The organism is Comamonas sp. 23 (assembly GCF_049601575.1).
In the GTDB taxonomy this organism is placed as follows: domain Bacteria; phylum Pseudomonadota; class Gammaproteobacteria; order Burkholderiales; family Burkholderiaceae_C; genus Comamonas; species Comamonas squillarum.
Genome location: NZ_CP187127.1, coordinates 219,059 through 239,430, shown reverse-complemented (window position 1 = coordinate 239,430; position 20,372 = coordinate 219,059). Strand labels below are relative to the sequence as shown.

The 20,372-nt window shown below is 64.3% G+C and carries 17 protein-coding genes; 6 read left to right on the top strand and 11 right to left on the bottom strand.

Features of this window, described 5'->3' with window-relative positions; all coding sequences use genetic code 11:
* Positions 1-103: 103 nt before the first annotated feature.
* Both ACPEE1_RS00965 and ACPEE1_RS00960 read left to right on the top strand, forming a co-directional pair.
* Positions 104-1,015, top strand: a complete 912-nt coding sequence (locus ACPEE1_RS00965) for an AraC family transcriptional regulator (RefSeq protein ID WP_116925327.1) — start codon at positions 104-106, stop codon at positions 1,013-1,015.
* A 59-nt stretch (positions 1,016-1,074) separates the two neighbouring features.
* Positions 1,075-1,689 (top strand): flavin reductase family protein, encoded by a 615-nt coding sequence (locus tag ACPEE1_RS00960; RefSeq protein ID WP_182344297.1) that lies wholly within the window; start codon positions 1,075-1,077, stop codon positions 1,687-1,689.
* A gap of 15 nt (positions 1,690-1,704) precedes the next feature.
* On the opposite strand, the gene ACPEE1_RS00955 is transcribed toward ACPEE1_RS00960, so the two are convergent.
* From ACPEE1_RS00955 to ACPEE1_RS00940, 4 genes are all read right to left on the bottom strand, one after another.
* Positions 1,705-2,334 (bottom strand): N-acetyltransferase, encoded by a 630-nt coding sequence (locus ACPEE1_RS00955; protein ID WP_182344299.1) that lies wholly within the window; start codon positions 2,332-2,334, stop codon positions 1,705-1,707.
* Between the two features lie 145 nt (positions 2,335-2,479).
* On the bottom strand, positions 2,480-5,479 hold the full coding sequence (locus ACPEE1_RS00950; RefSeq protein ID WP_423934979.1) for a beta strand repeat-containing protein: 3,000 nt from the start codon (positions 5,477-5,479) through the stop codon (positions 2,480-2,482).
* Positions 5,480-5,597: 118 nt separating this feature from the next.
* Positions 5,598-6,974: a CsgG/HfaB family protein gene (locus ACPEE1_RS00945; protein ID WP_423934978.1), complete on the bottom strand. Its 1,377-nt coding sequence runs from the start codon at positions 6,972-6,974 to the stop codon at positions 5,598-5,600.
* 19 nt (positions 6,975-6,993) lie between these two features.
* Positions 6,994-7,569, bottom strand: a complete 576-nt coding sequence (locus ACPEE1_RS00940) for a hypothetical protein (RefSeq protein WP_182344305.1) — start codon at positions 7,567-7,569, stop codon at positions 6,994-6,996.
* Positions 7,570-7,936: 367 nt separating this feature from the next.
* Here ACPEE1_RS00940 and ACPEE1_RS00935 point away from each other — a divergent pair, with 367 nt between their 5' ends.
* The 3 genes from ACPEE1_RS00935 to ACPEE1_RS00925 all read left to right on the top strand — a co-directional run bounded on the left by ACPEE1_RS00935 (position 7,937) and on the right by ACPEE1_RS00925 (position 12,283).
* Complete coding sequence (locus ACPEE1_RS00935; RefSeq protein ID WP_021027159.1) at positions 7,937-8,590, top strand: response regulator transcription factor; 654 nt, start codon at positions 7,937-7,939, stop codon at positions 8,588-8,590.
* 85 nt (positions 8,591-8,675) lie between these two features.
* Complete coding sequence (locus ACPEE1_RS00930; protein WP_423934977.1) at positions 8,676-10,184, top strand: ABC transporter substrate-binding protein; 1,509 nt, start codon at positions 8,676-8,678, stop codon at positions 10,182-10,184.
* A gap of 5 nt (positions 10,185-10,189) precedes the next feature.
* Positions 10,190-12,283: an ATP-binding response regulator gene (locus ACPEE1_RS00925; RefSeq protein WP_165841152.1), complete on the top strand. Its 2,094-nt coding sequence runs from the start codon at positions 10,190-10,192 to the stop codon at positions 12,281-12,283.
* Between the two features lie 57 nt (positions 12,284-12,340).
* Here the strand turns inward: ACPEE1_RS00925 and ACPEE1_RS00920 are convergent, their stop codons facing one another.
* From ACPEE1_RS00920 to mnmG, 7 genes are all read right to left on the bottom strand, one after another.
* Positions 12,341-13,381: a peptidoglycan-binding protein gene (locus tag ACPEE1_RS00920; RefSeq protein ID WP_182344309.1), complete on the bottom strand. Its 1,041-nt coding sequence runs from the start codon at positions 13,379-13,381 to the stop codon at positions 12,341-12,343.
* A 209-nt stretch (positions 13,382-13,590) separates the two neighbouring features.
* Positions 13,591-14,508, bottom strand: coding sequence for a ParB/RepB/Spo0J family partition protein (locus ACPEE1_RS00915; RefSeq protein WP_116925336.1), 918 nt, complete (start codon positions 14,506-14,508; stop codon positions 13,591-13,593).
* A gap of 3 nt (positions 14,509-14,511) precedes the next feature.
* Positions 14,512-15,075: an RBBP9/YdeN family alpha/beta hydrolase gene (locus tag ACPEE1_RS00910; protein ID WP_420093971.1), complete on the bottom strand. Its 564-nt coding sequence runs from the start codon at positions 15,073-15,075 to the stop codon at positions 14,512-14,514.
* Between the two features lie 175 nt (positions 15,076-15,250).
* Positions 15,251-16,024, bottom strand: a complete 774-nt coding sequence (locus tag ACPEE1_RS00905; RefSeq protein WP_021027164.1) for a ParA family protein — start codon at positions 16,022-16,024, stop codon at positions 15,251-15,253.
* 22 nt (positions 16,025-16,046) lie between these two features.
* A complete protein-coding gene (locus ACPEE1_RS00900; RefSeq protein WP_182344311.1) occupies positions 16,047-16,661 on the bottom strand; it encodes a LysE family translocator in 615 nt (204 codons plus the stop codon).
* 158 nt (positions 16,662-16,819) lie between these two features.
* On the bottom strand, positions 16,820-17,476 hold the full coding sequence (gene rsmG, locus ACPEE1_RS00895; RefSeq protein ID WP_116925338.1) for a 16S rRNA (guanine(527)-N(7))-methyltransferase RsmG: 657 nt from the start codon (positions 17,474-17,476) through the stop codon (positions 16,820-16,822).
* Positions 17,473-19,452 (bottom strand): tRNA uridine-5-carboxymethylaminomethyl(34) synthesis enzyme MnmG, encoded by a 1,980-nt coding sequence (mnmG, locus tag ACPEE1_RS00890; RefSeq protein ID WP_423934976.1) that lies wholly within the window; start codon positions 19,450-19,452, stop codon positions 17,473-17,475. The genes rsmG and mnmG overlap by 4 nt, the downstream gene beginning before the upstream one ends.
* Before the next feature lie 221 nt (positions 19,453-19,673).
* Between mnmG and gstA the strand changes: the two genes are divergently transcribed.
* Positions 19,674-20,276, top strand: a complete 603-nt coding sequence (gene gstA / locus ACPEE1_RS00885) for a glutathione transferase GstA (protein WP_423934975.1) — start codon at positions 19,674-19,676, stop codon at positions 20,274-20,276.
* Positions 20,277-20,372: the final 96 nt, after the last annotated feature.

Genomic DNA, 20,372 nt, shown 5'->3' with positions numbered 1-20,372 from the left:
CTGTCGGCATGTATGCGACAGAGAGACGATTACTATCGCCAATGTGCCAAGCTGCTGCACCTGGCCCTTCCCCATCACCACCACCCCCAACCGCCTTGCTGCCATGACTTCTGCCCGGACTGCCTCCCCGCCCCACGCGGCACGCGCTGCCGCCAGCGGCGAGGCTGCCAGCGCCCGCCGTGCCTGGCAGTATGTGGACTCGCTCACCCCGCACCTGTTTGTGCCCACCGCCGAGCGGCCGGTGCGTGCCAAGCTGCGTGAGCTGAGCGGAGACACCCGGGTGCTGCCCCACCAGCATGCCTGGGCGCAGTTGGCCATCTCGGTCACCGGCACCGTGCACCTGCGCGTGCCATCGGCCACCTTTGTGGTGCCGCCCCGGCGCGCGCTGTGGATTCCGCCCGGTGTCGAGCATGCGGTGACCCTCGTGGAGACGGCCGAGCTGCGCACCCTCTACATCTACCAGGCCGAAGGTCAGTGCGGCCCCGGCCCGGGTGACAGCGCTGCCAACCTCTGGCGGCGCTGCCGTGTGCTGGAGGTCTCCGAGCTGATGCGCGCGCTCGTGTGCGATCTGCCCACCCTGCCCGACGATGCACCCGCGCCCAGCGCCGCGCAGCTCGCGCGCGAGCGCCATGTCAGCGCGCTGCTGCTCGATGAGCTGCGCCAGGCGACCCAGCTCGATCTGCGGGTGGACATGCCGCGCGACAAGCGCCTGCACAGCCTGTGCCAGGCCGTCCTGGACGACCCGCTGGCCCATGACAGCCTGCAGGCCTTTGCCCACAACAGCGGCGCCAGCCCACGCACCATTGCGCGCCTGTTCCGCCAGGAGCTGGGCTGCACCTACCTGCAGTGGCGCCAGCAGGTCATTCTGGCCAAGGCGGTGGAGCTGGGTGCCAGCGGCCTGGCCATTGGCCAGATAGCTGCCGAGCTGGGCTATACGCCCAGCGCCTTCAGCGCCATGGTGCAGCGTGCCTGCGGCCTGTCACCGGTGCGTTTTCTGGGCATGCAGACCCGCTAGGAGGCCGTTCCAGGTCTGCCGCCGTTTCTTCCACTATCCAACCTCTGCCATTCCCCACCATGCCCCTGCACAGCTACGAACCCCGCCAAGGCCACCGCCTGCCCCATGACCCCTTCAACGCCATCGTCGGCCCGCGCCCGATTGGCTGGATCTCCAGCACCAGCAGCAGCGGCGTGCTGAACCTGGCGCCCTACAGCTTTTTCAACGCCTTCAACTATGTGCCGCCCATCGTCGGCTTTGCCAGCGTGGGGCGCAAGGACAGCCTGAACAACATCGAGGCGACGGGCGAGTTTGTCTGGAACCTGGCGAGCGAATCGCTGGCCGAGGCGATGAACCAGAGCTGCGCGGCCGTGGGCCCCGAGGTGAACGAATTCGAGCTGGCCGGGCTGGCCACCGAGCCCTCGACACTGGTGCGCCCGCCGCGCGTGCAGGCCAGCCTGGTGACGATGGAATGCCGCTGCACCCAGATCGTGCAGCTGCAGACCGCGCAAGGCACGCAGGTGCCCACCTGGCTGGTGCTGGGCGAGGTGGTGATGGTGCATATCGACGAGCAGCTGCTCCAAGGCGGCGTGTACCAGACGGCAGCGGGCAAGCCGCTGCTGCGCGGCGGCGGGCCGGGCGACTATTTCACGATCAGCGAGGCGGGCAAGTTCGTGATGCGCCGGCCCGCGTAATGCCGCGCGGCATCGTCAATCGCAGCGCATGCCGGTGGCTGCGGCAAAGCTGCCCAGCGACCAGCCCTGGCCGAGCAAAAACATGCGGGTGCTGAGCGGATCGAGCCGCTCGGGCGCCATGCGCTCGCCCAGGTAGTGCATTTTCTTGTTGCTGATATCGACATAGCCCAGGCGGTGGCTGGCAGCGAGCTTGTGCCACAGCGCATGCGCGCCCGGTGACTGGCGCGCGCCTGTGACCAGGCACAGGCCGGCATCGAGCGCCCAGCGGTAGATGCAAGAGGCCAGGCCCTTGCGCTGGTAGGCGGGGTCAAAGCGGCTGTGCGGGCCGCGTATGTAGCGGTCGGCGCGCTTGTCCAGCTCGATCAGGCGGTTGAAGACGGTAAAGCCCGCAATGCGGTGCTCCAGCTGGTCTTCGACATAGACATAGAACTCGCCATCGGCGCTGCGGTAGCGGATGGCAAAACGGGGGTCGGACAAAGGGATCTCGGGCAGGCCATGGAGCCGGTCGCCGGGCGTGTGGATGCGATCGTGGATGGAGGCGCATTCGCCTTCGAGTTGATGGGGTGGAATCGGGCTCACATCGATGCGCAACTCCACCGGCCGGTACAGCCAGGATGCCCAGAAGGGGGGTATCGCGAGGTTCATACCAAAACTCCTGCAGTGGAAAACCCGGCAGGTTAGCCCCGGCAGCATTTCGCACGCAAAGGGTGCGATATGCCCCGCTGCTGGCAGACACAAAAAAGCCCGCCTGGGGGGCCAGGCGGGCTGTCAAAGTGCAAGGCCTTACGGCTTATTGCACACCCAATGTCATCGACGAAGTGGCACGGTTGCCAATCGCCACGGCAGACGAGCGGTTGCCCGATACGTTGATGCCGCTGGTGCCCGGTACGCCGGAGGCGCTGTAGCTGCCGCTGACCACCGCCGACACGTTGCCGCTGTTGATCTGGGTGGAGGTCAGCTGCGCGCTGGCCATTTGCTGGCCAGGCAGGGCCGACACGTTCACGACGTTCTCCGCGTTGTTGCCCACGGCCGTGGCGCTGGCCGTGTTGCCGCTCAGGTTGAGCGAGCTGCCACGGCTGAAGCCATCGGCGTTCAGGGTTGCAGTGGCCAACACGTTGCCGCTATTGGCCTGCGAGTTGAGCAAGCCCACGCCCGAGCCGCTGTTGAGCGCCGTGCCGGCACCTACCTGCACGCTGTTGAGGGACGTATTGCCTGCCGCTACGGCCAGCGCCTGGTTGCCGGTGGTGGTGATGTTGCCATCAAGCCGGTTGGCGGCACTGCCACCGGCCAGCAAGCTGGTGGTCGAGGTGACGGCACCCACGTTGCCCTGGGTATTGGCCAGCAAGGCGAACTGGTCGCTCGCCTGCGTGCCGGCAGCCAGGGTCAGCTGGTTGTTGGCGACGTTGGCACGCGCCATGCTGCTGGCCTGGTTGCCCGTGATGGTGGTATTGCCGCTGGCATCGGTAGCCACACTGTTGCCGCTGAGGATGTCCATCCGCGTGGTCGCCGAGGTGTCGCCTGCCGAGGTCTGCACGCTGCCCAGCAGTGCCGGCTGCAGGCCGCCCGTTCCCAGCGTGCTGACGGCGTTCATCTCCAGGCTGTTGACGGCCTGGTTCTGGCTGGCATTGGCGCTGAACTGGTTGTTGCTCACCACCAGCTCATGGCCACCGGCACGCGTGGTGTCTGCCACGGTGTTGCCATCTACCCCCAGGTTGACCCAGGTGAGCGATTGTGCATTGCCCGACGACACGTTTTGTGCGTTGTAGAGAATGGCCGCGGAGCTGCCATCGATGCGGCTGCCGGCCATCGAGACCTGGTTGTTCGCCTGGTTGACGATGGCATCCGAGGCGCCCTGGTTGCCGGTGACGGTGAGGCTGGCGCCCGAGGCCGTGTCGGCACGCAGGCCGATCAGCATCGGGGCTGGCTGAGGCGAAGGGCTGACGTTGATGAAGTCTGCGACCGTGGCACCGACATTGCCGGCCTGGTGGTCCTGCACATTGACCACGATGGCGCCAGAATCAACCACACCATTGGTGGCATTGATGCGGGCCAGGTTGTCGGCCTTCTGGCTGGCAGCGCTGGCGCTGAACTGGTTGCCGCTGACCACCAGCGTGGCATTGGTGGCGCTGGCAGTCGCTGCGCCCACCAGGTTGGAGCTGGCGCTGGCCTCCACTGCGCCGGTGGCATGGCCCTGCGTGTTCATCACCACGGCGGCCGATTGCGTCACCGTATTGTCGGCACCGAGTTGGGCATCGTTGGTGGCGGAGGCGGCCGTGGCCTCTGCGCCCACCTGGTTGCCGCTCACCGTCAGGCTGCTGCCCGACAGGCTGGTCGAGCTGCTGCCGATGCGCGCTGCGCCTGCACCGGCCGAAACGGCACCGCCCGCATTCACCTGGGTATTGGCCGTGGTGGCCAGGCTGCCAGCAATGTTGCTGGCGCCTGCACGGGTCTGGTTGCTGGCGCTGGAGCCCTGGGCCTGGGCTTGTACCAGGTTGCCGCTGACGCTCATGGTGTCATTGCTGCTGTCCAGGGTCTGCACGCCCAGCGATAACACACTCGCACCAGCGGTGACGACGGGCGAGACCAGGGTCTGGGAATTCGTGGTCTCCAACACCGCACCGTCGATACTGCCTGCAGCAGCCACAGCCGTGCGGTTGCTGCCGCTGTTGCCATCGGCCTGGGCGCTGACGCTGTTGCCCGCGACGCTGTAGCTGTTGTTGGCCGAGCCAGGCTTCTGGTTGTCGATGCCCAGGGTGGTTGCCGAGCCTGAGGCGATGACAATGCCGCCATTGCCCTGGGTCGCCGTGGTGGCCAGAACCGTACCGGGCGCCTGCACCACATCACCCGATGCCGTGATCTGCAGGTTGCTGGTCTGCTGGTTGCCGCCAGCAGAGGCTTGCACCTGGTTGCTGCTCACGCCCAGGGTGCTGTCCGTCATGGGCTGGTTGGGGGTGCCCTGAACCCGGATACCCAGCAAACCACCGACCGAGGAGATGCCAAAAACAGGGCCCGTGGCCACTTGGTCAACGGTACTGCTGGCATCGGCCCCCACATTGACGCTGCCGCCCTGCACCTGGATACCCGCCTGGGTGGTGTTGGCCTGGGCACTGGCATCGACCTGGTTGCCCGAGACACTCAGCCCCAGGTTGTCCATGGCATTGGCGGGGTTGGCACCCCCGGTCTGGTTCAGGCGGATACCTACCTGGGTCAGGGAGGTGGTGCCAAACACCGCCCCGGTTGCCGTCTGGCTAACCGCCGCCGTCGCCGGGGCGCTCATGTCCACCGCTGTGCCGGTGATCTGCATGGTGCCTACCGCCGTGCTGCCGATCGCGGTGGAGGTGGCTTCGTTATTGCTCACGCTGGCGGTATCACCATCGTGGTTGCCCACCACATTGGCGGCATTGACGCCGATCAGTCCAGAGGTCGTGCTGCTGACGGTGCCGCTGACCTGCTGGGCAATGTCCACCGTGGGCAGCGTCGGCGGCTGGTTGTTGATGGTCAGGGCGGCAGCCGCACCGGTGGCAAGCCGGTGCTGGTTTCCGATGGCCAGCGCATCCACGCCATTGCCGTTCACCACGCCATTGCTGGGGAAGTTGGTGTACTGCGCATTGCTGCTGTTTTGGGCGTTCACCACCCCGTTGCTGGTCTGGTTGGCCGAGGGTCCGGCCACCGGAGCGGTTCCATTGCTCTGCGCCAGCGCCACACCGGAGGTCGCAGCGATCAATGCCGCCGCAGCGGCCAGCGGAGCCAGGCGTGCCCGGCGAAGAAAGGTTGGGTGCTTGTGGGACATGACTGTCTCCTAGGGGTACAGGGAGGAAAACTAGACGTGATTTGGGTGTTTTATGCTCTTAGTGCCCGTCTATAAAGCGCTATAAGCTATGAAATTGGTAGCTTTGAAATGTTGCCAGTCAAGGCTTGACCTGCAACCGCGCCAGCAGGCGGTAGCCCGCGCCGTAGCGGTGCACGGTGGTGTCGCCGGGCGTGGGGCGCCACAGCACCTGCACCTGGCCAGGCGGGATGCCATGCTGGGCCAGTTCAGCGCGCAGCGCCTGCAGGCGCTCGTCGGTCAGCGCATCGCGCCGGGCGGGGTTCTGGTCGTTCTCGTTCTCGCGTGCCAGCAGCGCCATGCGCACGCCCTGGCCGGCGCGCAGGCGGGTGGCCACGGTATCTGCAGCGGTGGCCGATTGCTGCGCAATGCGGGTGTTGTTTTCTTCAAAGACCACGTCCAGCGAGGTCATCGAGGCCTTGGTTTTTTCGGGCATCGGCTCGGTGGCTGCAGCGACAGGAGCGGCAGCCGGTACAGGCGCAGGGACCGGTGCTGCAGGTTCGGCGGGAACAGGCGTTGGCGGTACTGCAGCGGGCTCGCCTGCTGCCGTCTTGGCGCCTTCCATGCAAGGGCCGGCTGGGGTCTGCGTCACCGTGCTGATCAGCTCGAGCACGCCCTGCTCCAAGGTAGTACGCACGCCCAGTTGCACGGGCTCCAGGTCCTTGCTGCCGGCGTTGATGTCGAACAGGTTGCTGCCAAAGAAGCGGAAGATACCCGCACCAATCTCGCGGCCCACGATCTGCTTTTGCAGGCTGACGGCACGCACCACGCGCAAGGTCTTGGTCTCGACGATGCGCAGGTCGGCGCCCACGTTCATCGTGAAGACGCGGTAGCGCGGGCCGATCTGGTTGACCTGGGCTTCGATGCCGCCGGACTGGATGTTGTAGTTCACCTCGGTGAGGCCGCCGATGATGTAGTAGTCCGAGCGCAGGATGGAGCCGCCGTAGTACGGCAGCCAGGGCACCGCGCGCTGGCCTTTCTCATCGGCCAGTGCGTGCTGGTTGCCATCGCCCAGCTGGCGCCGGTCGGTGTAGGCCAGCTCCAGCTCGGCCACGCGGGTGTCAAAGCGCTCGCGCACATCGATGGCGCCGCCGAGCTTGCCCAGCGCCGAATAGACCATCAGCGATCCGCCCTGGGTGACGACATTGCCATCGCCCTGGGAGTACTTGCCGGTGTAGTCCTTGATGTCGCCCACGGCAATCGACAGCGGGGCGCGGCCGTTGCGCTGCTCGACGATGCGGTGCGACAGGCAGGCAAAGCTGTTGTCCAGCGGGGTGCCGTTGTGGCGCGGGCCAGGGCCTTGCATCACGGGCGCTTCGTCATCGGCCATGCGCACCTGCTGGTAGGTGGGCAGCGCGCAGCCGCTCAGCAGCAAGGTGGCGGCCAGGGCCGACAGGGTCATCGTGCGGCGGGGCAGCGGGCCGCGCGCGGACAGGGGGTAAAGGTTCAGGGCGTGCATGGTGTCCTCCGTCCGCGCTTTAGTTGATGGCACCGCTGGCGCCGAACTGGCAGGCTGAACTGCCGCTCACGTTGGTGCTTTGGTTGCCGCTGTTGTTCTGCGCGACCTGCATGTCCTGCTGGCCATGGGCGTTTTCGCTGTTGATCGGCGCCATCGTGGTCGTCGATGGGCTGCCCTGCACGCCACTGCTGATGGCGCCGCTGTTGCTCTGGTTGTTGTTGGCCACGCCACCACGGCCCAGGTTGTCGCTGCTGTCGCTGGCGCTGCCGGTGCTCGATGCGCTGTTGCCTGCCGATGCATTGGTCTGCGGAGAGGCGACCTGGTTGGCCTGGTCGGCCGAGCTGCTGTTGCCGGCGGCGGTGGGCTGGAAGTTGCAGTTCACCTGGCGCTCGATATTGGTGATGTAGGTGCTTTTGAAGGCGTCGTAGTAGCCGCCTTTTTTCTTCTCTATGAGGTCGTTGGTAAGGGCCCGGTTGGCCCGGTCGGCGCTGGTCTGGAACTGCCAGGGCACAGATTCGCCGAGCCAGCCCTGGGCATGGCTGGAAGCGGCTGCCGTCAGCAGGGCTGCGGCAAGGTAGATGGCGCTGTGTTTCATGTCGTCCTCACAGTTGGGTGTTGTGCTGTTCATGGGCAAAACAGATGGAGCGACGACAGGCATCCCATGGCGGCCAGCCATCGCATGGAAGGCATGTTCGGCTGGCAGTAAGCAATTGTAAATAGACCAGATGTACTAGCCTAAAGACCATTTAGCAGCGCAAGTGGGACAAAAATGCAGCCTTGCATTCTCAATAAATCCATAAAAATCATTGGACTTTTTTCAACACAAGCAGATACTCCGAAACTATCAAAGCGGCGGTGAGGCGCACTAGTTCATATGGACTATTGGTTGCTTCGGTAAATAGATGTAAGGTACGGGCCATGAAGAACTGCGCCCCCCATGCCGCAAGAAGGAGCCTGCGGATATGACACTGCCCCTGCCATCGGTCATGCTGGTGGATGACCATCCCCTCTTCCGCCAAGGCCTGCGCATGATGCTGCTGAGCAGCAACATGCTGCAGGCCGATATCCACGAAGCGGGCTCGGTCACCGATGCGGTGGCGCAGGAGCACTGGGTCAACCTGGTCATGCTCGACATCAGCATGCCCGGCTGTGATGGGCTCGAAGGCATTGGCCAGATCCGCAAACGCTGGCCCGGCGCCTATGTGGTGATGCTCTCGGGCCATGACCACCCCGAGCTGATGCGCGATGCGGTGCGCCAGGGCGCCTCGGGCTTCATCTCCAAGGCGCTGGAGCCCGAGGCCATCTGCGCGCAGGTGCAGCACTGGTTGCTGCGCAGCCTGGGCATGGAGCACAACATCCACAAGGCCAGCGGCCGCAGCCTGGAGCCCGCCGCCAAGCCCAGCGCCGAGGTGCTGCCGCTGCGCCAGTATGAAGTGCTCAAGATGCTGGCCAAGGGCTTTAGCAACAAGGCCATTGCCAAGCATTTCGGGCTGAGCGAACACACGATCCGCAACCAGGTGGCGTCCATCCTCAAGCACCTGGGAGCCGATACCCGTACCCAGGCGGTGCTGGTGGCGCAACGCAACGGTATCCTGCCCGCCACGGCCATCAAATAAAAAGCTGCTGCTGTCGCCGCCCAAGCGCCAGCGCCATGCCACTTGCCGGCCCGATGCCAGGCAGGTGCACAACGAGGAAGCGATGATGGATTCAGGCCCCCAAGACAAGCCCCAGTGGATGCGCTGGGCACTGGCCGTTTTGCTGCTCTGCTGCCTGGTGGGCCAGGCGCCCGCCAAGGCGGCATCTGACCGCTTGCGCATCGGTATACCGCTGGAGCCCGCGTCGTTCGACATCACCAGCACGTCAGCGGCCACCGCCAGCGAGATCACCTACGCCAATGTGTTCGAGGGCCTGACCATCATCGACGGGCAAGGCCAGATCAAGCCGCGTCTGGCGCAGAGCTGGACCGTGAGCCAGGACGGCAAGCAGGTCGATATGGTGCTGCGCCGCCAAGTGCGCTACCACGATGGCAAGCCCTTCAATGCCGCCACGGCCGCCTTCAGCCTGCAGCGCCTGCTGCAGATGAAGAACACCAATGCCTACCTCGAATGGTTCGACAAGCTCATCTCCGTCGAGGCCGTGGACGAGTACCTGCTGCGCATCCGCCTGAGCGAGCCCGACGCACTGCTCAGCTATGCGCTGGCCATGCCCGGCGCGGTGATGGTGCACCCCGACAGCGCCGCGAGCAATGCCGGCACGCCGGTGGGCACCGGCCCCTACCAGGTCGAAAAATGGACCAAGGGCAAATCGATCACCTTGCTGCGCAACGAGCAGTGGTGGGACAGCAAGAAGCCCGCCATCCGCATGGCCGATTTCCTCTTCATGTCGAGCGCAGCCGAGACCGAGAACATGCTGGCCGAAGGACGCATCGATGCGCTCAGCTCGGTCACGCGGCTGACGGCCTCGTTCATGGCGCGCACCGACTATGTGATGGGCCAGCGCGGGGTGGAAGGCAAGCTGCTGATCGCGATGAACAATGCGCGCGCGCCGCTGAACGATATCCGCGTGCGGCGGGCCATCAACCATGCCCTCGACCGCAGCCGCTACCAGAATATCTATGGCGGCTCCATCGAGGTGCTGCCCATTGGCAGCCACTTCTCGCCCCACCACCGGGCCTATGTCGATCTGGTGCAGCGCTACCCCTACGACCCGGCCCAGGCCAAGGCCCTGCTCGCCCAGGCCCAGGTGGCCCCGGGCACCAGCCTGCGCCTGGCCGTGCCGCCCACCGACTACGGGCGCTACGGCAGCCTGATCGTGGCCGCGCAGCTCGAAGCCATCGGCCTGCAGGTCGAGATCATCCGCATGGACTGGCCCACCTGGCTGGACCAGGTGATGAAGCGCAAGGACTATGACCTGAGCCTGATCATGCATGTGGAGCCAATGGACATCGGCATCTATGCGCGCGATGACTACTACTTCCAGTACAACAACCGTGTGTTCAAGAAGATCTGGGAAAAGCTGCGCGCATCCGCATCGCCCCAGGAGCTCGATGACTGGCTGGGCCAGGCGCAAAGGCAGCTGGCCGAAGATGCGGTCAACGCCTTCATCGTCGTGCGGCCCGAGCGCAACTTCATGCGCAAGGGCCTGGTGGGCATGTGGTCCCAATGCCCGATCCCGACCTTTGCGCTCGAAGACCTGCGCTGGCAGAACTGACAGCAATGGCAGCTTCCCCTATGCCAGACAGCCCATCACTACCACCACCAGCGCCTGCCGCGCAGGCCGCACCGGACAAGCGCAGTTTTCCGATGTCGGTGACCTCGCGCATCTTGCTGATGCTGGTGATTCTGGCCGTGGGTATTGCCGTGGTGTTTGCCTTGACCTTGCAGGGCCTGCGCCGCACCAACCAGGCCCTGCAGCAGCTGTCCAGCGTGGAGATGGAGCAGCTCATTGCCAGCACGCGCGTGATGCAGCAAAGCGAGATGATCGGCAGCTATGCGCGCCTGGTCGCCATCACCAACGACATCGGCGAGCGGCGGCTGAACATGGTGGAGCTGACCGACCGCATGGGCTGGCTCGACAAGCTGCTCGGCGAGATGACGCAGACACGGCTCGATGGCGCGATCGACCCGCTGATGCAGTCCAAGCGCAATGCGCTCAACGCCAATGTGCAGCAGCTGAGCCAGGCGATCTTTCAGCCCGCGCAGCATGGCCTCGATGACCGCGCCGTCTTCCACTTGGTGGCCGAGAACCAGATGCTGGCCACCGACATGTCCTTGCTGGCCAGCCGCGCTGCGGCCGACCTGCGGCGCCAGCTCAATGAGCGCAGCGTGCAGCTGTCCCGGGATGTGGCGGCCCAGCAGAGCAATCTGAACTGGCTGGTGGCCGTGCTGATCCTGTGCGTGGCGATGGCGGGCATCTACATGCATGCCTCGGTCTCGCGCCGCCTGGTGGCGCTGCGCCGCGAGGTCAGCAATGACGAGTTTGGCGGCATCTACGCGGTGCCCCAGCAGTGGGGCGACGAGATCGACCAGCTGGGCCGGGCCATTGCGTCGTACAAGAAGCACCTGAGCGACCATGCCCGCTCGGCCCAGAACGCGGTGCGCGCCAAGAACCGCTTTCTGGCCGGCGCCAGCCATGATCTGCGCCAGCCGGTGCAGGCGCTCAACCTGTTTTTGGAGACCTTGCGCGGCTCGGGCCTCAACAGCCAGCAGGCGGTGGTGCTCGAGCACGCGCGCGCTGCGCTGTCGGCCAGCCGCGAGATGCTCGACACCTTGATGGACTACTCGCGCATCGAGGCCGGCGTGCTGGACCCCAAGTTCCAGCCGGTGGCCATTGCCGGCTTCTTGCGCCGGCTGGAGAAGGAGTTCGGCCCACAGGCCGACGCCAAGAACCTGGTCTTCCGCGTGCGCGACAGCGAAGACTGGATCTACACCGACCAGTCGCTGCTCTTTATGCTGCTGCGCAACCTGGTGTCCAACGCGCTGCGCTACACCGACCACGGTGGCGTGCTGCTGGGGGTGCGCAAACGCGGCCTGCAGCGCGTGATCGAGGTCTGGGACACCGGTGTGGGCATCGATGACGAGCACCACGACCTAATCTTCCAGAAGTTCCGCCAGGTGGCCGAAGACCAGCACATGGGCACCAAGGGCTTGGGGCTGGGTCTGGCGATCGTGCGCGAGCTGGCCGATATCCTGAACGTGAAGGTCGCGCTGTCATCGATCCCAGGGCGCGGCAGCGTCTTCCGCGTCAGCCTGATGGCAGAGGCCGTGCCCGCCGGCGGCTATGGGCTGGTCGCCGGCCTGTGGGAGCAGCCCGACGATGGCGACTACTCGTCGCTGCATGGCCTCAAGGTGCTGGTGGTCGATGACGAGCCGCTGGTGCGCGTGGGTCTGGCCAGCATGCTCGAGCAATGGCATTGCCAGGTGATGAGCGCGGCCAATGTGGACCAGGTGCGGCGCCTGATCGGCCATATGCAGGAGAGCAACAGCAAGCCCTTTGATGTGGTGCTGACCGACCTGCGCCTGTCGGCTACCGAAGACGGCAGCATGGTCGTCATGGCCGTGCGCGATGCCACGGCCGAGCATGTGCCCTGGCAGCAGATGCTGCCCCACTACGTGATCCTGACCGGCGACACGGCCCCCAAACGGCTGCAGATGGCCAACAGCCTGGGGGCGACCTTGATGCACAAGCCCATCGATCCGCGCCAGCTGCACAAGCTGCTGGCCCGGGAGCTGCAGCTGCGCTGCGATATCGAGGAGTTCATGGAAACCCAGCCGCCTGCCGATATCGACGAGGTCATCGACAAGGAATGAAAAAACCCGCCGGGGTGAGTGGCGGGTTTGCTGGCCTGGCTAGGCAGTGCGGAAGGCTTATTCCGACAGCTGGCGCATCGTGGCCTGGTCCAGGCGTCCCGTCACCGACAGGCCCTGGTCTTGCTGGAAGGAGCGCAGCGCGTTCTGCGTGCGCGGGCCGGAGGCGCCATCGGGGGTGCCCACATCGTAGCCCAGCTCGTTGAGGCGCTGCTGCGCTTGCTTCATGCTCAGGCGCACATTGGTCTTGGCGCCGGGTGCCGAGGTCTGGCTGGGCGCTGCGGCGCCATCCACACCCAGACGACCGCCACCGCCCAGACCCTGGCCCTTGACGGATTGCGCACTGTAGTTGCGCAGCGCCTGCACCATCTGGTTGTAGGCATCGACGAAAGCGGCCGACACGACCTTGCCTTGCGAGGTGTTGGAGTAGCCACCCATGCTGGCACCAGCTGCGCCACCGAACAAGGTGCCAAAGCCACCCCAGTCGGTGTTGCTGGCATTGCCCGTCGACGAGGACACCTGCACGCCCGAGCGGTTGTCCACCAGGGTCAGCATGGCCGATGCTTCACGGGTCTTGCTGTTGGCAGCCACGCCAGCGAGCGCGCCGCCGCCACGGCCGCCCAGGATGCCGCCCAGCGCCGCGCCAAAGCCGCCGGCATTGTCTTCGCTGAAGGTCACCTCAGGCGTCAGGCCATAGTCCGATGCGACCACTTGGCCCTTGCCGAAATTGCTGCCCTTGCGCATTTCGCCGTTGTCCATCATCGCGCGCTCGCGGTTCATCGCGTTCATGCCGGCAGCGCTGCGTTCCACGACCACAAAGCAGTTCGATTGCTGGATCAGCACGCGCAGCAGATTGGCAGTCGGTGGCAGGCGGTATTCGTTGCGCAAGATGGTGTACCAGCCCGCTTGCTGGTTCTCGACCAGGGAGACGGTACCCACCGGCGAATCACATTTTTCGAGTTGGCTGTTTTCGCCCTGGCTGCTGCCCCCTGCTGCGCCACCGGTCACCATGTTGTTGGTGCCGCCGCCCAGCTTCATACCGGTGCTTTCGCAGCCTGCCAATGCCAAGACGGCCAGTGCCGCCAATGCTGCCTTTTTCATGTCGCTCTCCCGCAAATCATTCAGTTGTTCATTCAAAGCGAGCCCGGAATTCCTTCCAGGCTCGATTACTTCGATTTCGTATTTTTGCTTTGCGCTGCTGACACGGGAATCACCTGCTTCCAGGAACCTCGGTGGAGCGTTGTCCGCTCTTAAGCGAAGTTGTTAGTAAATGTCACCCAAATCACGACGTGCAGCACATGGCCGGTGCATTATCCACGTAATTTATCAATCAATCCATTCAGGGCATCCAGAGAGCCAAACTGGATTACCAATTCACCCATCTCTTCGAGTTTGCCGGCGCGCTTGACGCGCTTTTTCACGCGCACTTCCACTTCGGCCATCAACAGGTCCGACAGCTCTTCTTCGACGCGCTTCAAATCGCGCGATTTCGCCGGTTTGGCCTTGACCGGGGTTTCGCCCGAGAACTCGGCACTGACCTTTTTGACCAGGCTCTCGGCCTCACGCACGCTCATTTTTCGCGCATTGATCTGGTTGGCTGCGGTGATCTGCGCGGCGCGGTCCAGCACCAGCAAGGCACGCGCGTGGCCCATGTCCAGATCCCCTGCCATCAGCATGGTTTGCACGGGTTCGGCCAGGTTCAGCAGGCGCAGCAGGTTGGACGCAGCCGATCGCGAGCGGCCCACCGCCTGCGCAGCCTGCTCATGCGTCATCTGGAACTCGCCCACCAGGCGCGAGAGGCCCTGGGCTTCTTCCAGCGGGTTGAGGTCTTCGCGCTGGATGTTCTCGATCAGCGCCATCGCCGCGGCGGACTCGTCCGGCACATCACGCACCAGCACCGGCACCTCGGCCAGACCGGCGATGCGCGCGGCTCGAAAGCGCCGCTCACCGGCGATGATTTCGTACTTGCCGGCGTGGTCGCCCGAGGCCAGCTTGCGCACCAGGATGGGCTGCATGATGCCCTGGGCCTTGATGCTTTCGGCCAGCTCATAAAGAGCGCCCTCGTCCATGCGCGTACGCGGCTGGTAGACGCCGGGGACCATGTCATCGAGCCGCAATTGGTGGGGCAGCTGGCCCTTGTCGTCGCCGGCGGGCGCAGCGTCCTCGACCTTGGGGCCCAGCAGTGCTTCGAGGCCGCGTCCCAGACCCTTGGGTTTCTTGGTAACCATGTCTTAATTCACCTTTGTTGGTTCGGCCATCAGCTCGGCCAGCAGCGCCTGGCCCAGCGGCCAGTCGCCCAGCCCCGATTCGGCATTGATATGGCCGCAGGCGCCCTGGTCCACCCAGCGCGCGCCCCAGTGGCCAGCGAGCCACTGCGCGCGCTCGGCGCTGCAATAGGGGTCGTTTTGGCTGCCCACCAAGATGGCGGGAAAGGGCAGTTTTTGCAGCGCGATCGGCGACCAGCCAGGGATCTGTTCGGCCAAGTCGGCGCGCTCGACATCGCCCGGCGCCACCAGCAGCGCGCCGCGCACCTTGCTGGCCGCCTGGGGCGAATGCGCGGCCCACCAGGCCGTCAGAATGCAGCCCAGGCTGTGGGCGACCAGCACCACGGGCTGGGGCGCATCCAGCACCACATCCTGCAGGCGCGCCGTCCAGTCACCGCGTTTGGGGTGCAGCCAGTCGTGCTGCTGCACGCGCTCATACCCCAGTTGCTGCTCCCACACCGTTTGCCAATGGCCCGGCCCGCTGTTTTGCCACCCCGGCAGCAGCTTGATGGACGAGGATTCAATGCTCATTTTTTAATAGCAAAAAAGCGCCACCGTACTGCGCTGTTTCAAAGAAATGCAAACCCTTATTGTGCCCGAATGCTTGCCATACGCAACGCGGGTGCCTGCAGCGCGCAGGCCACCAAGAAAAAGACCTCCGCATGCCAGGCAGCGGAGGTCGGTCGGGCAGCGGCGGGGCCGGCTGTCACTTCATGCGTTTGATGCGCTTGACCATCTCTTTGGCGAACTCGACAAAGGCCTTGCTGCCCTTGGCCGCCGGGTCGAACACGACGCCGGGCAGGCCGTAGCTGGGGGCTTCGGCCAGGCGCACATTGCGGGGAATCACCGTGTCGAACACCTTGTCGCCGAAATGCTCGCGCAGCTGGTCGCTCACCTGCTGCTGCAAGGTGATGCGCGGGTCGAACATGACCCGCAGCAGCCCGATGATCTCCAGATCGCGGTTCAGGTTGGCATGCACCTGCTTGATGGTGTTGACCAGGTCGGTCAGGCCTTCGAGCGCAAAGTACTCGCACTGCATCGGTACGATCACGCCATGGGCCGAGCACAGGCCGTTCAAGGTGAGCATGGACAGGCTGGGCGGGCAGTCGATGAGCACAAAGTCAAAGTCGGCGTCGCTCGCCTCCAGCGCGGCCTTGAGGCGCTTTTCACGGCGCTCGAGCTCGACCAGCTCGACTTCGGCGCCAGACAGTTCGCGGTTGGCGCCCAGCACCCAGTAGCCGCAGCGCTCGGAATGGACAGCGGCCTCCTTGATGGTGCTCGATTCGAGCAGCACGTCATAGACCGAGGTCTCCAGCGCGCGCTTGTCGATGCCCGAGCCCATGGTGGCATTGCCTTGCGGATCCAGGTCAACCAGCAGCACACGCTGCTTGATCTTGGCCAGACCGGCCGCCAGGTTGACTGCGGTGGTGGTCTTGCCGACGCCGCCTTTTTGGTTGGCGATACAGAAAATTTTTGCCATGAGAACTCGCTTGTCCACTAACTTATTTGGTCAGGGCCAGCTTAAGGCCAAAACCAATCAAAAACACACCCGCCGTTTTCTCCAGCCATTTGACCAGCGCCGGATTGGCGCGCAGGCGCTCAGCCAGCATCCTGGTGAGCAGCACCACGACCGTGCAATAGGCCAGGCTGATCACCGCCACGGTCGCTGCCATCACCGCAAAAGTGGGCAAGCCCCGGTGGGTGGCCGGATCAACAAACAGCGGGAAAAACGCCATGTAGAACACGATGGCCTTGGGATTCATCATGGTGATGAGAAAGCCTTGCCTGAAATAATGCCGGGGCGCAATCTTGATGACCGGCTGGTCACCTGGTCGGGCCGTTATCAGCTTGTAGCCAATCCAGGCCAAGTAGGCAGCGCCCAGCCATTGCACCGCTTGAAAGGCGGCCGGGTATGCGCTCATCACGGCCGCCACGCCGGCAACGGCCAGCCACATCAGCAACTGGTCAGCGGCCATGCAGCCCGCGCATACGGCCAGACCGGCCTGGATGCCGCCCTTGCCCGTGGAGGTGATCAGCGCCAGGTTGCCGGGCCCGGGAATCATCAAGAACAGGAGCACGGCGAAGACAAATGCACCATAGTCAGAAATGCCAAACATGTGCCGCCTCTGCGATGGAAACTTTGAGTGTAAACGACGGCCCTGCTTGCAAGCCAGCAAAAGCGCGTTGTTACCGGCGCAAGCGTCAGCAAAAAGCCCCGAAAAATCGGGGCTGGTGGATGGTGCAGGTGGCGCGGCCTGCGATCCGCAACGCGGGGCTATGCCGCCTGCTGCCGCATCCAGACAATGCAGCGCTCGGCATCGAGCCCAGGCACCTGCAGCGGCTCGATGTTCAGCACCTGTACCGACGCGGGCAACAGCGCCAGCTCATCGTCAGGGCGCTTGGCCTTCATCGCCAGCCAGATGCCATCGGCCTTCAAGGTCTGGGCCGACCAGGCGGTGAAATCCTGCAAGGCGGCAAAGGCACGGCAGCTGACCACGTCGTACTGCTGGCTCAGCTGCTCGACGCGCGACTGGATGCCATGCAGGTTGCGCAGGCGCAGCGCGGCAGCCGCTTGCTGGATAAAGGCCACCTTCTTGCCCACGGTATCCACGCAGCTCACATCCAGCTGCGGCAGGCAGATGGCGAACACCACAGCGGGCAGACCGCCACCCGAGCCGACATCGAGCAGCTTGGGGGCTGGCAGGCCGGCCCCCTCCAGATGGCGCACCAGCGGCGGCACTGCAGCCAGGCTGTCGAGCAAATGGTGGGTCAGCATCTCCTGCGGGTCACGCACCGAGGTCAGGTTGTAGACCTTGTTCCACTTCTGCAGCAGATCCAGAAAAGCCATCAGCTGGGCAATTTGCTCATCGCTCAGCGACAGGCCCAGTTGTTGTACGCCGTCACGCAGTGGGATTTCCAATGGTGCGCTCATGCAGTCGTTACCTCTTGTGCAGTGCTGAAGCCTTTGAAGCCACCTTTTTTCAGGTGGACCATCAGCAAGGAAATGGCAGCGGGCGTGACACCGGAAATACGCGATGCCTGGCCCAGGGTTTCGGGGCGGTGGGTCTGCAGTTTCTGGCGCACCTCAAACGACAGCGCAGTCACCTGCATATAGTCCAGCTCGGCGGGCAGGCGCAGTTTCTCGTAATGGGCTGCGCGCTCCACTTCGTCCTTTTGGCGGTCAATATAGCCCGAGTACTTGGCACCGATCTCCACCTGCTCGACCACGGACTCGCTCAGTGCACCCAGTGTTTCACGTGAAACGTCGCTGGTCTGGTAGGCGCCTTCGTTCATGCTCATCAAGGTGGTGTAGTCCACACCAGGGCGGCGCAGCAGATCGAACAGGTTGTACTCCCGCTCCATGGCCTTGCCCAACACACGTTCGGCTTCTTGCGCAGCGACGATGCGTGGGTTTACCCAGGTAGCCTTGAGGCGTTCTGTTTCACGTGAAACAGCATCGCGCTTGCGGCTGAAGGCATCCCAGCGCGCATCGTCGACCAGGCCCATCTTGCGCCCCTCTTCGGTCAGGCGCATGTCGGCATTGTCTTCCCGCAGCTGCAGGCGGAACTCTGCCCGGCTGGTGAACATGCGGTAGGGCTCGGTCACCCCCTTGGTGATCAGGTCGTCGACCAGCACGCCCAGGTAGGCTTCATCACGGCGCGGCGTCCAGGGGCCTTCGCCCCGGCATTGCAGTGCGGCGTTCAGGCCGGCAAACAGGCCTTGGGCTGCCGCTTCTTCGTAGCCGGTCGTGCCATTGATCTGGCCGGCAAAGAACAGGCCCTGGACCTGCTTGGTCTCAAAGCTGTTCTTCAAGGAGCGTGGGTCGAAGTAGTCATACTCGATCGCATAGCCCGGGCGCAGGATGTGGGCGTTCTCCAGGCCCTTCATGCTGCGCACCAGTTCGTACTGCACGTCGAACGGCAGGCTGGTCGAGATGCCGTTGGGGTAGTACTCGTGGGTGGTCAGGCCTTCGGGCTCCAGAAAGATCTGGTGGCTTTCCTTGTCGGCAAAGCGGTTGATCTTGTCTTCCACACTCGGGCAGTAACGCGGCCCTACCCCTTCGATCTTGCCGGTGAACATCGGGCTGCGGTCAAAGCCGCTGCGGATGATCTCGTGCGTGCGCGCATTGGTGTGGGTGATGTAGCAAGGCATCTGCGCCGGGTGCATCTCTGCATTGCCCATGAAGCTGAACACTGGCAGCTGGCCTTCATTGACGCCGCCGGGCATGCCGTCGCCCGGCTGGGTTTCGCACTGGCTGAAGTCGATCGAGCGGCCATCGATGCGCGGCGGCGTGCCGGTCTTCAGGCGCCCCTGGGGCAGCTTCAGCTCTTTGAGACGCGCCGACAGGCTGACCGCTGGCGGATCGCCAGCACGGCCAGCGGCATAGTGGTTCAGGCCCACATGGATCTTGCCGTCCAGGAAAGTCCCGGCCGTCAGCACCACGGTGCGGCTGCGAAAACGGATACCCACCTGGGTGACGGCGCCCACCACGCGGTCGCCCTCGACCATCAGGTCATCGACCGCTTGCTGGAACAACCAGAGGTTGGGCTGGTTCTCCAAGGTCTCGCGGATCGCTGCCTTATACAGGATACGGTCGGCCTGCGCACGGGTGGCACGCACGGCCGGGCCCTTGGAGCTGTTGAGAATGCGGAACTGGATGCCACCCTTGTCGGTGGCCAGCGCCATGGCACCGCCCAGCGCATCCACTTCCTTGACGAGATGGCCTTTGCCAATGCCGCCAATGCTGGGGTTGCAGCTCATCTGGCCCAGGGTTTCGATGTTGTGGGTCAGCAGCAGCGTCTTGCTGCCCATGCGGGCTGCGGCCAGCGCTGCCTCGGTGCCGGCATGGCCGCCACCCACAACGATGACATCAAATTCTTGCGGATAGGTATAGGGGGTTTGGCTCATACGGCCTCGTTCCAGGGCTCGCAAGGCAGCTGCCTTGCATGCAGTCATGCCCTTCTGCAGCCCTTTGACAGAATGGCGAATAGTCGGTTTTGCCCGCTATTTTAATGACTTGGGGGTTTACACGCGGTCAGCCGTGTTATTGCGCCGCAGCCACCTGGCTGCAAAGCTTTGTCAAAAGCGATAGCATGGTTTGGCTTTCACCTTTCACTGGAGATTTGTCGATGAAGCTGTATTTCTCTCCCGGCGCCTGTTCGCTGTCGCCCCATATCGCTCTGCTGGAAGCCGGTCTGCCCTTCACCCTGGAGATGGCCAGCACCAAGACCCACCAGCTCAAGGACGGCACCGACTTCTACACGATCAACCCGCTGGGCTATGTGCCGGTGCTGGAGCTGGACAATGGCCAGCGCCTGCGTGAAGGCCCCGCCATCGTGCAGTACATTGCCGACCAGGCGCCCGCCTCCAAGCTGGCTCCCGCGAACGGCACCTTCGAGCGCTACCAGTTGCAAGAGTGGCTGGGCTTTATCGGCACCGAGATCCACAAGGGCTTCTCCCCGCTGTTCAACCCCAATATGCCCGACACCGTCAAGGACATGGCCCGTGGACAAGTGCTCAAGCGCCTGACCTGGGTGGATGCGCAGCTGACCGGCAAGGAATTCCTGATGGGCGCGGACTTCAGCGTGGCCGATGCCTACCTGTTCACCGTCTGCGGCTGGAGCAAGTTTGTCGGTGTCGACATCAGCGGCCTGGAAAACCTGGCAAGCTTCCTGCAGCGCGTGGGCGCCCGTCCTTCGGTGCAAAAGGCCATCGCGGACGAAAAGCAGTAATGCAGCCTGTCGGTCCATGGATGCTGTTTCACGTGAAACACATCCGAACCGAAGCAGTTCTGATGGCTTGTTCCAGGCGAAAGCCCCTGCTCTTGA